Origin of the sequence: Allobosea sp. 67-29 (genome assembly GCF_001898115.1) — a bacterium.
Lineage (GTDB): Bacteria > Pseudomonadota > Alphaproteobacteria > Rhizobiales > Beijerinckiaceae > Allobosea.
In genome coordinates, this window is the sequence record NZ_MKSQ01000018.1 from 1 (window position 1) to 13,000 (window position 13,000).

General features: G+C 67.7%; 15 protein-coding genes. 12 read left to right on the plus strand and 3 right to left on the minus strand.

The window, feature by feature from the left end; all coding sequences use genetic code 11:
* The 4 genes from BGO20_RS14675 to BGO20_RS14690 form a co-directional block, all read left to right on the plus strand.
* A partial coding sequence (locus BGO20_RS14675) for a recombinase RecA family protein (protein ID WP_465246039.1) occupies nt 1-519 on the plus strand: 519 nt, incomplete at its 5' end.
* Between the two features lie 187 nt (nt 520-706).
* Complete coding sequence (gene alaS, locus BGO20_RS14680; protein ID WP_291660698.1) at nt 707-3,349, plus strand: alanine--tRNA ligase; 2,643 nt, start codon at nt 707-709, stop codon at nt 3,347-3,349.
* The gene (locus BGO20_RS14685) at nt 3,349-4,008 is read left to right on the plus strand and encodes a hypothetical protein (protein WP_291660697.1); all 660 of its coding nucleotides are present in this window, start codon (nt 3,349-3,351) and stop codon (nt 4,006-4,008) included. Before alaS ends, BGO20_RS14685 begins: the two co-directional genes overlap by 1 nt.
* A gap of 80 nt (nt 4,009-4,088) precedes the next feature.
* Entirely contained in the window at nt 4,089-4,736 is a 648-nt protein-coding gene (locus BGO20_RS14690; RefSeq protein ID WP_291660695.1) for a class I SAM-dependent methyltransferase, read from the plus strand.
* A 147-nt stretch (nt 4,737-4,883) separates the two neighbouring features.
* Here BGO20_RS14690 and BGO20_RS23620 read toward each other — a convergent pair whose 3' ends face one another.
* Both BGO20_RS23620 and BGO20_RS14700 read right to left on the minus strand, forming a co-directional pair.
* Complete coding sequence (locus BGO20_RS23620) at nt 4,884-5,246, minus strand: DUF6719 family protein (RefSeq protein WP_362890032.1); 363 nt, start codon at nt 5,244-5,246, stop codon at nt 4,884-4,886.
* Nucleotides 5,247-5,381: 135 nt separating this feature from the next.
* Complete coding sequence (locus BGO20_RS14700; protein ID WP_291660693.1) at nt 5,382-6,596, minus strand: NADP-dependent isocitrate dehydrogenase; 1,215 nt, start codon at nt 6,594-6,596, stop codon at nt 5,382-5,384.
* A 213-nt stretch (nt 6,597-6,809) separates the two neighbouring features.
* Here BGO20_RS14700 and BGO20_RS14705 point away from each other — a divergent pair, with 213 nt between their 5' ends.
* The 3 genes from BGO20_RS14705 to BGO20_RS14715 all read left to right on the plus strand — a co-directional run bounded on the left by BGO20_RS14705 (nt 6,810) and on the right by BGO20_RS14715 (nt 9,073).
* Nucleotides 6,810-7,625, plus strand: coding sequence for a hypothetical protein (locus BGO20_RS14705; protein ID WP_291660691.1), 816 nt, complete (start codon nt 6,810-6,812; stop codon nt 7,623-7,625).
* A gap of 80 nt (nt 7,626-7,705) precedes the next feature.
* On the plus strand, nt 7,706-8,443 hold the full coding sequence (locus BGO20_RS14710) for an SDR family NAD(P)-dependent oxidoreductase (RefSeq protein ID WP_291660689.1): 738 nt from the start codon (nt 7,706-7,708) through the stop codon (nt 8,441-8,443).
* 84 nt (nt 8,444-8,527) lie between these two features.
* Nucleotides 8,528-9,073 carry a 2,4'-dihydroxyacetophenone dioxygenase family protein gene (locus BGO20_RS14715; RefSeq protein WP_291660688.1) on the plus strand — a complete coding sequence of 182 codons (546 nt, stop codon included), beginning with the start codon at nt 8,528-8,530 and terminating at the stop codon, nt 9,071-9,073.
* Between the two features lie 22 nt (nt 9,074-9,095).
* Here the strand turns inward: BGO20_RS14715 and BGO20_RS14720 are convergent, their stop codons facing one another.
* Nucleotides 9,096-9,503: a flagellar assembly protein FliX gene (locus BGO20_RS14720; protein ID WP_465246040.1), complete on the minus strand. Its 408-nt coding sequence runs from the start codon at nt 9,501-9,503 to the stop codon at nt 9,096-9,098.
* A gap of 311 nt (nt 9,504-9,814) precedes the next feature.
* Between BGO20_RS14720 and BGO20_RS14725 the strand changes: the two genes are divergently transcribed.
* The 5 genes from BGO20_RS14725 to BGO20_RS14745 form a co-directional block, all read left to right on the plus strand.
* Nucleotides 9,815-10,918: a flagellar basal body P-ring protein FlgI gene (locus BGO20_RS14725; RefSeq protein ID WP_291660865.1), complete on the plus strand. Its 1,104-nt coding sequence runs from the start codon at nt 9,815-9,817 to the stop codon at nt 10,916-10,918.
* Nucleotides 10,918-11,259 carry a rod-binding protein gene (locus BGO20_RS14730; protein WP_291660687.1) on the plus strand — a complete coding sequence of 114 codons (342 nt, stop codon included), beginning with the start codon at nt 10,918-10,920 and terminating at the stop codon, nt 11,257-11,259. The genes BGO20_RS14725 and BGO20_RS14730 overlap by 1 nt, the downstream gene beginning before the upstream one ends.
* Before the next feature lie 2 nt (nt 11,260-11,261).
* Nucleotides 11,262-11,750: a hypothetical protein gene (locus BGO20_RS14735; protein WP_291660686.1), complete on the plus strand. Its 489-nt coding sequence runs from the start codon at nt 11,262-11,264 to the stop codon at nt 11,748-11,750.
* Nucleotides 11,751-11,999: 249 nt separating this feature from the next.
* Entirely contained in the window at nt 12,000-12,452 is a 453-nt protein-coding gene (locus BGO20_RS14740; RefSeq protein WP_291660684.1) for a hypothetical protein, read from the plus strand.
* Nucleotides 12,453-12,746: 294 nt separating this feature from the next.
* Nucleotides 12,747-13,000, plus strand: a 254-nt coding sequence (locus BGO20_RS14745) for a flagellin N-terminal helical domain-containing protein (RefSeq protein WP_465246041.1), incomplete at its 3' end; no start/stop codon positions are given.

The following is a 13,000-nucleotide window of genomic DNA, read 5'->3' on the forward strand; positions in this document are numbered from 1 at the left end:
ACCGCCTCGATCTCGCGCTCGAACTGCATGGTCATCTTCATCAACCAGATCCGCATGAAGATCGGCGTGATGTACGGCTCGCCGGAGACGACCACGGGCGGCAACGCGCTCAAGTTCTACGCCTCGGTCCGTCTCGACATCCGCCGCATTTCAACGCTGAAGGAGCGTGACGAGGCCACCGGCAACCAGGTCCGCGTCAAGGTCGTCAAGAACAAGGTCGCGCCCCCCTTCAAGCAGGTCGAGTTCGACATCATGTTCGGCGAGGGCATCTCCAAGGTCGGCGAACTGATCGACCTCGGCGTCAAGGCCGGCATGGTCGAGAAATCCGGCGCCTGGTTCTCCTTCGACAGCCAGCGTCTCGGCCAGGGCCGCGAGAACGCCAAGAGCTTCCTCAAGGCCAATCCCGACATGGCTGCGAAGATCGAGGCCACCATCCGCCAGAATTCCGGGCTGGTCGCCGACCGCATCCTCGACGAGGCCAATCCGACCGACGACGATCTCGACGAAGGCGAGGCCTGAGACGCAACCGGCCCGAAGCGAATGGAGGGGCGGCCTGCGGGCCGCCCTTTTCGTTTGAACGCTGGGAGCTTTCCCGGCCATGCGCCCCGTCAAGCTTTCTGGACAGGCGCGGGCCGCCTGACTAGAACCGGTCGTTCCCGCCGGGCTCTCGCCCGGCCTTGCCCGTTTATGAGAAGCGCAAGAAGCGATGAGCGGCGTCAACGATATCCGGTCGACCTTCCTCGACTACTTCAAGTCCCAGGGCCATGAGGTCGTGGCTTCGAGCCCGCTCGTGCCGCGCAACGACCCGACGCTGATGTTCGCCAATTCGGGCATGGTGCAGTTCAAGAACGTCTTCACCGGCCAGGAGAAGCGTCCCTATTCGCGCGCCACCACCGCGCAGAAATGCGTCCGCGCCGGCGGCAAGCACAACGACCTCGACAATGTCGGCTACACCGCCCGCCACCACACCTTCTTCGAGATGCTGGGGAACTTCTCCTTCGGCGACTATTTCAAGGAACAGGCGATCAACCACGCCTGGACGCTGGTCACCCGCGAGTTCGGCCTGCCCAAGGACAAGCTCCTCGTCACCGTCTATTCCGAGGACGACGAGGCGCATGCGCTCTGGAAGAAGATCGCCGGCCTGACCGACGACAAGATCATCCGCATCCCGACCTCGGCGAATTTCTGGCGTATGGGCGATACTGGTCCCTGCGGCCCCTGCTCCGAGATCTTCTACGACCATGGCGACCACATCTGGGGCGGCCCGCCGGGCTCGCCCGAGGAGGACGGTGATCGCTTCATCGAGATCTGGAACCTCGTCTTCATGCAATACGAGGAAGCCGCGGGCGGCATCCGCACCGACCTGCCCCGCCCCTCGATCGACACCGGCATGGGGCTGGAGCGCATCGCGGCCGTGCTCCAGGGCACGCATGACAACTACAATATCGACCTCTTCCGCGCCCTGATCACCGCGATCGCCGACCTGACCTCGGTCGATCCGGACGGCCCGATGAAGGCGAGCCATCGCGTCATTGCCGACCATCTGCGCTGCTCCGCCTTCCTGATCGCCGACGGCGTGCTGCCCTCGAACGAAGGCCGCGGCTACGTGCTGCGCCGGATCATGCGCCGCGGCATGCGCCATGCGCAGCTTCTGGGCGCCAAGGAGCCGCTGCTCTACAAGCTCGTGCCGGCGCTCACCCGCGAGATGGGCCGTGCCTACCCCGAGCTGCTGCGCGCCGAGGCGCTGATCACTGAGACGCTGAAGCTGGAGGAAACCCGTTTCCGCACCACGCTGGCCCGCGGCCTTACCCTGCTCGACGACGCCTCGAAGGACCTGACCGCCGGCCAGAGCCTCAAGGGCGACGTCGCCTTCACGCTCTACGACACCTACGGCTTCCCGCTCGATCTGACGCAGGACGCGCTGCGCGCCCGCGAGATCACGGTCGACGTCGAGGGCTTCGATGCCGCGATGCAGCAGCAGAAGGCCAAGGCGCGCGCCGCCTGGTCCGGCTCCGGCGAGGCTGCCACCGAGACCCTCTGGTTCCCGCTGCGCGACAAGGTCGGCGCGACCGAATTCCTCGGCTACGACACCGAGACCGCCGAGGGCGTCGTCACCGCGCTGATCCGCGACAATGCCGAGGTCCAGTCGCTGAAGGCGGGCGAGAGCGGCTTCATGCTCGTCAACCAGACCCCGTTCTACGGCGAGTCCGGCGGCCAGGTGGGTGACGCCGGCATCGTCAAGGCGCCGGGTACTGTGGCCGAGGTCTCGGATGTCCAGAAGAAGCTCGGCGACGTCTTCGCCCATAGCGTCACGGTCAAGGAAGGCGAATTGAAGCTCGGCGCGGCCGTCGAGCTCGTCGTCGACCATGAGCGCCGCACCGCGATCCGGGCCAACCATTCGGCGACGCACCTGCTGCACGAGGCGCTGCGCCTCGTGCTGGGCGACCATGTCGCTCAGAAGGGCTCGCTGGTCTCGCCGGATCGGCTGCGCTTCGACTTCTCGCATCCCAAGCCGATCAGCGACGAGGAGCTGCGCGAGGTCGAAGAGATCGCCAATGCGATCGTCCTCCAGAACGCGCCGGTGACGACGCGCCTGATGAGCGTCGACGAGGCGATCGCCTCGGGCGCCCGCGCGCTCTTCGGCGAGAAATACGGCGACGAGGTCCGCGTCGTCGCAATGGGCACCAACCCCGTCGGCAAAGCCTATTCGGTCGAGCTCTGCGGCGGCACCCATGCCTCGCGCACCGGCGATATCGGCCTTGTCAGTATCGTCGGCGAGGGCGCCGTCGCGGCCGGCGTGCGCCGCCTCGAAGCCATGACCGGCAAGGGCGCGCGCCTGCGCCTCAACGAGGAATCGCGCCTGCTGGAAGGGCTGGCCAGCCTGCTCAAGGTTCCCGCTTCCGAGGCTGGGAACCGCCTCGCCGCCCTGATCGAGGAGCGTCGCAAGCTCGATCGCGAACTGACCGAGGCTCGCAAGAAGCTCGCCATGGGCGGCGGCGGCGCGACCGAGGATCCGGTCCGCGAGATCGCCGGTGCCAGGCTGCTGGCGCGCGCCGTCTCGGGCATCGAGATGAAGGACCTCAAGAGCCTCGCCGACGAGGCCAAGGCGCGCGTCGGCTCCGGCGTCGTCGCCATCGTCGGCGTCGCCGATGACGGCAAGGCCGGTGTCGTCGTCGGCGTCACGCCCGATCTGACCGAGCGTTTCGACGCGGTCGCGCTCGTGCGCGCGGCCTCCGAACAGCTTGGCGGCAAGGGCGGCGGCGGCCGCCGCGACATGGCCCAGGCCGGTGGCCCCGACGGCAGCAGGGCGCAGGCCGCGCTCGACGCCGTCGCCGCCGCGATGGGCTGATGCGAACCGGGAAGAGCGCGACCTCTCGGGGCGCCCTCTCCCGCCGCGCGCTGCTGATGGCGACGGGCCTCTGGCCGGTCGCCGCTTCGGCCCAGAAGCAGCAGAAGCCGGCTTCTCGTCCGCCGCAGCCTTCGCTTTCGGCGGCGCGTAGCATCATGGCCGGTGCCCCGCTCAGCGTCTTCCTGAGCAACGCGCCGAAGGGCGCACGCCTTGCCATCGCCCGGCCGGACGATCCCGACGACAAGGCGATCGTGGTTTTCCAGCCGAAGAATACCGTGCCGGCCCTGCAGACCCCGGGCGCGGTCGGCTCCTACGAATTGCGGCTGACTGTCGAGAAGGACGGCGTGCCGCACATCCTGGCTCGCCAGCCGCTCGTCACCACCGAGCCGAGCGCGACGCTGGCCGCTCCCGAGCGCGTCGGGCACAGCCAGGCGCTGCCGGTGCGCGGCATCGGTCCGAATGGCGAGCACGACCGCGTCATGCTGGTGAAACCCGATGCACCGCTCGACGCAGAGGGGCCGCGCTTCTTCCCGGCGGAGAATGTCGAGGCGACGCTGGACGCTCCGGAACAGCCGGGCGTCTATGAACTGCGCTATCTGATGAACGCGCCGGTCAGCGGCCTGACCATCCTGGCGCGCCGGCCGATCAGGGTCGAATAAGCCGGGGCTCCACGCCAGCGATCAGGCTCCGGCAATCTTCATCGCCCCTGCTGTCCGGCCGCAACGTTGGGAGGTCGGCCATGAGCATCGAGAGGGATACCCGTTTCTGGGATCGAGCCTCGCGCCGTTATGCCAGCGCTGCCATTGCAGACCAGGCCGGCTATGACCGCACGCTCGCGCGCACCCGTGCCCTGCTGAAGCCGGAAAGCAGGGTTCTGGAACTGGGCTGCGGCACCGGCACGACGGCCCTCCGCCTTGCAACGGACGTCAGGGAGTACGTCGCCGCCGATCTCTCGCCCGGCATGATCGCCATCGCGGAAGAACGCCAGTCCGGCGGCACCGGCGCCCTCGCCGGCCTGCGCTTCCGCGTGGCCACGGCGGAGGCGCTGAAGCGCGATGCCGCATCCTTCGACGCCGTCCTCGGCTTCAACTATCTGCATCTGGTCCGAGATCTGCCGGGCACGCTGCGGCACATCCACGCCCTGCTCTCCGACGATGGCCTGTTCATATCGAAGACGCCCTGCGTCGGGGATATGGGCCCGCTGGTCGGCCGCGTCGCGCTGCCGCTCATGCGGGCGCTTCGCCTCGCGCCCTTTGCCGCGGTCTTCCGCGCCGACATGCTGAGGGCCCGGATCGTCGCGGCCGGCTTCGACATTCTGGCGATCGAGAACCATGCGACGAAAGGCCGGGACCGCCGTCCCTACATCGTCGCCCGGAAGCGCCGTTGATAGGGGGCGAGGCGAACCCGACCTGCGGCGGAGAGGGATTCGCTCCGCCCGCGCAACCGCCGGGCGACGAACAAAACCGCCGAGGCCTGAGGCTGCCCCGCGAACGGCCGGGCGGAGCCCCCCGCCGGACCGATCAAGCGAGCCGTATCAGAAGCGCTGGATGCAGCGACGCTGGCGTTCCGTGGACTGGCCGTGCCGGCCTCTGAGGCCCGGATTCGTGCCGCCCGTGACCTCGAGAATCTGGCCGCGCGGGCACCTGCCATTGTCCACCAGCACCTTGTGGCCCGGCAGGATCAATCCCTTGGCAGGTTCCCGGCGATAGATCTGCTGGGCTGCAGCCGGTCCCGCCAGCAAGGCAAGCGACAAGACAACTCCCAGAGCGGCGCAGCGCGTCATCGACGATCCCCCATTTCGAGCAACGCTAGCATCGGCGACGGGATCGTCACAGTCGGCCGAAAGTCGGGGTAGGCCGACCGGAGCCGGATGGGCGTGGCTGGAATCCAGCCGCATGGCCGATGCGATGCGGATCGGCCCGCCCGCCTTGGCAGGCCCTGCTCGATATCTTTTCGGCGTCACCGCCTGGAGCCGCGCACGAAAAAGCCCGGCCTCGCGGCCGGGCTTTCTCAAAGCACGCTGGCGGCAGCTTCAGGCGGCCATCGCCTTCTTCATGTTCTCGCTGACCTTCTCGAGGAAGCCGGTGGTCGAGAGCCACTTCTGGTCGGCCCCGACGAGCAGCGCCAGATCCTTGGTCATGTCGCCGGCCTCGACCGTGTCGACCGTGACCTTCTCCAGCAGCGCGGCGAACTTGGCGAGCTCCGCATTGTTGTCGAGCTTGGCACGGTGGGCGAGGCCACGCGTCCAGGCGAAGATCGAGGCGATCGAGTTGGTCGAGGTTTCCCGGCCCTTCTGGTGCTCGCGATAATGGCGGGTGACGGTGCCGTGCGCGGCCTCGGCCTCGACGGTCTTGCCGTCCGGCGTCATCAGCACGGAGGTCATCAGGCCGAGCGAGCCGAAGCCCTGCGCCACGGTGTCCGACTGCACGTCGCCGTCGTAGTTCTTGCAGGCCCAGACATAGCCGCCCGACCACTTCATCGCCGAGGCCACCATGTCGTCGATCAGGCGGTGCTCGTAGGTGATGCCGAGCTTGTCGAATTCGGCCTTGAACTCCTTCTCGTAGATCTCCTGGAAGATGTCCTTGAAGCGGCCGTCATAGGTCTTGAGGATCGTGTTCTTGGTCGAGAGATAGACCGGGTACTTGCGCATCAGGCCGTAGTTCAGCGAGGCGCGGGCGAAGTCGCGGATCGAGTCGTCGAGGTTGTACATCGCCATGGCGACGCCGGCGTCGGGAGCCTTGAAGACCTCCTTCTCGATGACATTGCCGTCCTCGCCGACGAACTTGATCGAGAGCGTGCCCTTGCCCGGGAACTTGAAGTCGGTGGCGCGATACTGGTCGCCGAAGGCGTGGCGGCCGATGACGATCGGCTGGGTCCAGCCCGGCACCAGGCGCGGCACGTTCTTGCAGATGATCGGCTCGCGGAAGATGACGCCGCCGAGGATGTTGCGGATCGTGCCGTTCGGCGACTTCCACATCTCCTTGAGGTTGAACTCCTTCACGCGGGCTTCGTCCGGCGTGATGGTCGCGCACTTGACGGCGACGCCATGCTTCTTGGTAGCGTTGGCGGCGTCGATGGTGACCTGGTCGTTGGTCGCGTCGCGGTTCTCGACGGAGAGGTCGTAATACTCGAGCTCGAGGTCGAGATAGGGGAAGATCAGCGTGTCCTTGATCTTCTGCCAGATGATCCGGGTCATCTCGTCGCCGTCCATGTCGACGACCGGGTTGGCGACCTTGATCTTGCTCATGCGATGACCCCTGTGCTCTCCAGATAGAACGTCCGTGCCCTGGCGTGTCGCCACGGCCCGCGGCTGGTGGCTTCCTAGAGCATGTTCCGCAAACGGGAAAGCGCAGCTTTCGGGCAATGCCGCTGTCCGCGCAGCCTTGCTGCACTGCCGCAAAATCGGCACCTTCCTCGCCTAGCCTGCAATGCCGCTCGTCATAGCGACAGGACGAACGACGTGTCCCACCGCCTCGTGTTTCCCAAGGCAGCCCTTCCGGCGGCGTGCGTGATCGCCGGCCTGCTGTCCGCCGGCCCCGCTGGCGCGCAGGCGCCGGTGCCCGACGGCGCGATCCAGTTGCCCATTCCGCGCGGCGCCCTGATGGATCCGGACGCCAATGCCATGGATGCCGGTGCGCCGGCCGCCACCGATCCCGACGCGGTCGTCTTCAACCCCGCGCTCGCGGCGATCGGCCGCGCCAATGTCGCTTCCGGCGCCCATCTGCGCGCCCGCGCGCCGATTCCGGTCGATATCATTCGCAAGGGCTTCGCCGCGCGCGAAAGCATGGCCCTCCCCCAGCAGGACCGCTCGGTCGGGTTCAAGCTCGGCAAGGACGTCTTCTCGCTTTCGACCAGCCTGACCACGCCGGCCCAGCAAGGGGCGTCGCGCGACGCCCGCCTGGACTGGCGTTGGGCGCAGCCCGCCTCGGCCGGTCCCGGGCTGATCTGGGGCGTCTCGACCGGAGGCACGGGAGCGGTCGGCGGCAATCCCGAGCAGACCGGCGACGCAATGATCGGCTACCGCCAGGAGCTCCTGCCGCACCTGATGCTGACGACCCAGCTCGGCATGGCCGGCAACTATGTCTTCGCCGCGGGCGATGGCTTCCACTCGGCGCTGACACCGGAGGTCAAGCTCTCGGTCGATCTGGCGAGAATGGCCGACTTGCCCTGGCAGGCCTCGTTCGACCTCGCCCTGGCGCGCAAGCTGCCGCTGGTCGCGAGCGACTACGAGACCCGCGGCACGGCGCTGCTGTCGTTGAAATACAAGTGGCAGTGATTTGAGGCAGGCCGCAGGCTCATGGCGGCCTGCGGCAGGCGCCCTTCCCCCGCACCGGCCGGCGCTCTAGCCTCCCGGGCATGACGCAGTCCACTCCCTCCAAATTCGCTCTCGTCACCGGCGGCACGCGCGGCATCGGCGCCGGAGCCGCCCTTTCCCTCGCCAAGGCCGGCTACGAAGTCCTCGCCACCGGTCTCACCGCCGAGGAGGTCGCGATGGCGCCGGCTCATCCGGCGATCCGCCACGCGCGTCTCGACGTCACCCGCGACGACGAGGTCGCCGCCATCGTCGCTGCCTGCCCGCGGCTCGATGCGCTGGTGAACTGCGCAGGCATGATCCAGCGCGGCGGCAAGGAATTCGAGATCGACGCCTTCCGGCTGACGATCGAGGTCAACCTCAACGGCACGATGCGGATGTGCCTGGCCGCGAAGGACAAGCTCGCCGCCGGCGGAGCGGGCCAGGCCGGCGGCGCCATCGTCAACACCGCCTCGATGCTGACCTTTCACGGTTCGCCCTTCGCTCCGGGCTATGCCGCCTCGAAGGGCGGCGTCGGGCAACTGACCAAGTCGCTCGCGGCGGCCTGGGCCCCCGCCGGCATTCGGGTCAATGCGGTGGCGCCCGGATGGATCGAGACGGAGCTGACGCGGCCGCTCGTCGAGGACGCGGCGCGATCCGCTCCGATTCTCGCGCGCACGCCGATGGGCCGCTGGGGCAAGCCCGGAGATGTCGGCGGCGCCATCGCCTTTCTGCTCTCGGACGAGGCGCAGTTCATCACGGGCGCGATCCTGCCGGTCGACGGCGGCTATCTGACGCTCTGAAGTGAAGATATTTCAACAGGTTGAATGCAGATCCTGAATCGATCTGCGCACCGGTTGAATCAAAAGCTCAACGGGAGAGACGCCATGAGCACCACGAACCCGATGCCCGTCGCCGCCACGCAGGAAGAGCGCTGGACACCCTATCGCCACGCCCAGCCGAAGGAATCGCCGCCGGAGCTGGTGGTGCCGAACGTGATCCCGACGGACGAGCGCGTCTGGGTACCCGTCGACGACAACGTCTGGTTTCGTCCGCTGCTGCTCTGCGTATCCCGTGGATACTGGATGAACCTGCTCAAGGTGCGCCGTGCCGGCGTGCTTTCGCGTCATCGCCATCCGCTGCCGGTCCATGGTTACGTGCTCAAGGGCAAATGGCGCTACCTCGAGCACGACTGGGTCGCGACCGAAGGCTCCTATGTCTACGAGGCTCCGGGCGAGACGCACACGCTGGTGGTCGACCCCGACGTCGAGGAGATGATCACCATGTTCCAGGTCAACGGCGCCATGATCTATGTCGATCCGGACGGCAAGTGCCTAGGCTATGACGACGTCTTCACCCGTATCGACAAGTGCCGGGCGCACTACGAGCGGAATGGTCTCGGCGCGGAGTATGTCGACCAGTTCATCCGGTAGGTGGCGTCGTCGCCGGAGCGGTTCAGCGCCCGAGCTTCGCCAGTTCCACGGCAGCGCGCAGTTCGATATGCGCCAGGACATCGTCGAGGCGCGGATCGTCCGTCGTCTCGCGCCGCAGCGCCAGCGCCTGCCGGATGCGCTCCAGCTCCGACGGCAGCACGCGGCCGGCGAGGAGCGCCGCCTTCAGCCGGTCGAGCCCGTCGAGCAGGTCATGGCCACGCCGCGCTTCCCGGCGCTTGCGTTCCTGCTGATCCTCATCGGCCTGAAGCGCGAGAAGCGTGTCGAGCGGGCCAGCCGCCGCGACCCCGGCGTTGCGCACGGGGGCTTCGCTCCCGGCGGCCGGAAGCGCGAAGGACGATCCCCCCGTACGCTTCGCGGAGTTGGCCTTGCCGGCGCCGGAAACAGGCGCACGCTGGTCGATCCTGATCATGGCGGCCTCTCGGGAGCGTCGGATCGGGGCAGAAAGCCGATCTTCGGGCCATCCGACGCGCGAACTCAAACAGTTAACGAAAGCTTGGCGCGGCAGGGTTAACAGCCGGTAAATCGCCCGGCAGAATCTGCCGCCCCGGCAGGATCGGCAGCCTGCAGCCGCCACGGCGACACTCGCCGCACGCGAGCAAGAGACTGACGAAAAAGCGCTTTCGCTTTCCCGACGATCTGGCACGCCCCTCGCAAGGCGATGTCCGGATTCGCTCGAGGACATCGGAAGCCATGTTTCGCCTGCCCGCCCTGAGATCGCTGATGCGGCCGCTCGTCGGCCTGCTCGCGCTCGGCCTCAGCCTGCCGGCGCAGCCTGCCTTCGCACTCTCCCGCATCAAGGATCTGGCCTCGGTCGAAGGCGTGCGCTCCAACCAGCTCCTCGGCTACGGCATCGTGGTGGGCCTGAACGGCACCGGCGACACCCTCAACAACACGCCTTTCACCAAGCAGTCGCTGCAGGCGATGCTGGAGCGGCTCGGCGTCAACACCCGCGGCGCCAACATGCGCACCGCCAACGTCGCGGCCGTGATGGTCACCGCCAACCTGCCGCCCTTCGCGACCCAGGGTACCCGCGTCGACGTCACCGTCTCGGCCATGGGCGATTCCAAGTCGCTCCAGGGTGGCACCCTGCTGGTGACGCCGCTGCTCGGCGCCGATGGCGAGGTCTATGCCGTGTCGCAGGGGCCTGTCGCGATCTCGGGCTTCTCGGCCGAGGGCGAGGCCAGCAAGATCACGCGCGGCGTCCCGACGGTGGGGCGCATCGCCAATGGCGGCGTCGTCGAGCGCGAGATCGATTTTGCGCTCAACAAGCTCCAGACGCTGCGCCTGTCGCTGCGCAACCCGGACCTCACCACGGCTCGCCGTGTCGCCGCGGCGATCAACGATTTCATCGGCGGCGATTCCGCCGAGCCGACCGACCCGTCGACCGTCGCCCTGCAGATCCCGCCCCGCTTCAAGGGCAACATGATCAAGCTGCTGACGGATATCGAGCAGTTGCGCGTCGAGCCCGACCAGGGAGCCCGCGTCGTCATCGACGAGCGTTCGGGCATCATCGTGATGGGCAAGGATGTTCGCGTTTCCACCGTCGCGGTGGCGCAGGGCAATCTCACAGTCACGATCAGCGAGCAGCCGCAGGTCTCGCAACCGGAGCAGTTCTCCCGCGGACAGACGGTCGTCACCCCGCGGACCAGCGTCAAGGTCGACACGCAAGGCGGCAACAAGCTCGCCCTCGTCAAGGAAAGCGTGACCCTGGCCGAACTGGTCGACGGGCTCAACGCGCTGGGCATCGGCCCGCGCGACCTTATCGCGATCCTCCAGGCCATCAAGTCGGCCGGAGCACTGCAAGCCGAAATCGAGGTGATGTGATGACCGCCGCGCTCGCTCTCCCCGCCGCCAACCTCGCACTCGGCGTCGCCGGCAAGGTCGTCGACGGCATCGCCAACGCACTCGACCCCGCAAAGGCGAAGGCCAAGAAGCAGGCCGACGACTTCGAGACCATGTTCCTCGAGCAGATGACCCAGCACATGTTCACCAACATGGGTGCCGAGGGCCCGCTCGGCGACAATGGCACGGGCGGCGATGTCTGGCGTTCGCAGCTTACCCAGGCCTACGCCAAGCAGATCCAGCAATCGGGCGGCATCGGCGTCTCCGATCAGATCCTGCGCGAGATGCTCAACCTGCAAGCCCAGTCCTCGGCCGGAGCGTGAGGATGACGACGGCAGGACGCATCCTCGACGAGCGGCCGCGCATTTCCGGCGTGGGCGAGGCCCGAACCCTGGTGGAGACGGTGCTGGAAGCGCTCGCGGCACTGGCGCATCTCGTCGGCGAGGAGACCGAGCTGGTGCGCGCCGGCCGGTTGCCTGAGGCGATGACGCGCGAGCCGCGCAAGACCGAGCTCGCCGGCGTCTACATGCGCGGCGTCGAGCAGGTGAAGCTCAATGCGGTGGCGCTCGCCCGTTTCGCGCCCGAGCAGGTAAAGCGGCTGAAAGAGGCCCATCGCGCCTTCCAGGGGCTGATCGAGACCAACCAGATCGTGCTGGCGACGGCGCGAGCCGTCTCGGAATCCGTGATCCGCGACCTCGCGGCCGATGCCAACAAGCCGATGCGGGCCAATGCCTACGGCCCCACGGCGACGGTCGGCGCCGGCGTCTTCGCCCGCCCGAACTCCGGGCCTCTGGTGGTCTCCCGGCGGCTCTGAGCCTCGCGCGCGAGGCAGCCGGTCCGCACGCCCTGCCTGAGAAGCCGGCCGGCCGCCGCGACGCGGCTTTGGTTAACGCCCGGTATAGATCGGGCGCTGCCATGGACACTCTCAATATTTACCTAATTTTCTAACGTCGGATTCAATCATTTCCGGCAGTATCGTCAGGATCGGATGGGTGTGCCCTGTCCGCAACGCGGCGACGAAGCGGCGCGACGGCGCCGTGTACAGCTCCAGAAGGAGTGCGATATGGACTTTGGTAATGTCCCGAAGGTTGCCGCCGCAACCGGCGCGCCTGCCGTGGCCCGTGCCGATGTGACCGCTCAGCCGGGCAGCGTGGCCGTCGACCTCCCCCCGGAGAAGACGGTGCAATCCGCTTCGGCCGGCGAGGCCGTTCACGTCGACGTCCGCGCCCAGGAACGCGACGCCCGCAGCCGCGCCGCCGGCGAACGCCGCAGCTTCGAGCGCGACCAGAACGGGCGCGCCGCAGACAGGGCGCTCGACGAAACCATCGAGCGCAAGCTCGTCATCGACCCGCGGACCCGCGCCGTCGTGCTGCAGAAGAAGAATCGGGAAACCGGCGAAACGATCATGCAGCTTCCCGACGAGGCCACGCTGAAGCTGCGGGCCTATTCGCGCGAGCTCACCGAACGCGCCCGCGAGGCCAGCGAGACGCTACCGCGGGTCGAGCGGACCGCCTGAGCGACCCCGGGCAGAAGCGCCCGGCCTTCAGCATTCGAAATAGCCGCGCTCGCCGCGATGAGGCGCAGCTCCGCTCGCGGCGCAGCGCTTTCGCTGGCGTCGCGGCGCCTGTGCGAACGCGCGCCGCGGCTCCGTCCTCACATTGGCAGCTTGTTAACCACCTTCGCGAGCACCCGGGGGCGCCGACAATTTGGCGGCGGAAATTTACCCGTTGTTACGGGATCGGGCACGAGGGTCTGCGGGTCGCGGCCAGGACGGCCGCGACGCCAGAAGGCAACAATCCCAGAAGGGTTCATGATTATGGCCGTTACTCTCTCCGCCGGCGTCCGCAGCGCCGTCTCGTCGCTCTCCTCGGTCCAGTCGCAGGCCACCGCCATCCAGAACCGCCTTGCCACCGGCAAGAAGGTCAACTCGGCCATCGACAACCCGGTCAACTACTTCACTGCCGCTTCGCTGAACGAGCGTTCGAGCCAGCTCACGGGCCTGCTCGACGGCATCTCGAACGGCATCCAGACCATCCAGGCCGCCTCCAAGGGCATCGACGCCAT

What these genes read in the sequence shown, in the direction of transcription:
- BGO20_RS14715 (WP_291660688.1), top strand. Translation starts at nt 8,528, where the DNA reads ATGAGCACCACGAACCCGATGCCCGTCGCCGCCACGCAGGAAGAGCGC.
- BGO20_RS14720 (WP_465246040.1), bottom strand. Translation starts at nt 9,503, where the DNA reads ATGATCAGGATCGACCAGCGTGCGCCTGTTTCCGGCGCCGGCAAGGCC.
- BGO20_RS14710 (WP_291660689.1), top strand. Translation starts at nt 7,706, where the DNA reads ATGACGCAGTCCACTCCCTCCAAATTCGCTCTCGTCACCGGCGGCACG.
- BGO20_RS14685 (WP_291660697.1), top strand. Translation starts at nt 3,349, where the DNA reads ATGCGAACCGGGAAGAGCGCGACCTCTCGGGGCGCCCTCTCCCGCCGC.
- BGO20_RS14735 (WP_291660686.1), top strand. Translation starts at nt 11,262, where the DNA reads ATGACGACGGCAGGACGCATCCTCGACGAGCGGCCGCGCATTTCCGGC.
- BGO20_RS14690 (WP_291660695.1), top strand. Translation starts at nt 4,089, where the DNA reads ATGAGCATCGAGAGGGATACCCGTTTCTGGGATCGAGCCTCGCGCCGT.
- BGO20_RS14700 (WP_291660693.1), bottom strand. Translation starts at nt 6,596, where the DNA reads ATGAGCAAGATCAAGGTCGCCAACCCGGTCGTCGACATGGACGGCGAC.
- alaS (WP_291660698.1), top strand. Translation starts at nt 707, where the DNA reads ATGAGCGGCGTCAACGATATCCGGTCGACCTTCCTCGACTACTTCAAG.
- BGO20_RS14725 (WP_291660865.1), top strand. Translation starts at nt 9,815, where the DNA reads ATGCGGCCGCTCGTCGGCCTGCTCGCGCTCGGCCTCAGCCTGCCGGCG.
- BGO20_RS14740 (WP_291660684.1), top strand. Translation starts at nt 12,000, where the DNA reads ATGGACTTTGGTAATGTCCCGAAGGTTGCCGCCGCAACCGGCGCGCCT.
- BGO20_RS14730 (WP_291660687.1), top strand. Translation starts at nt 10,918, where the DNA reads ATGACCGCCGCGCTCGCTCTCCCCGCCGCCAACCTCGCACTCGGCGTC.
- BGO20_RS23620 (WP_362890032.1), bottom strand. Translation starts at nt 5,246, where the DNA reads ATGCGGCTGGATTCCAGCCACGCCCATCCGGCTCCGGTCGGCCTACCC.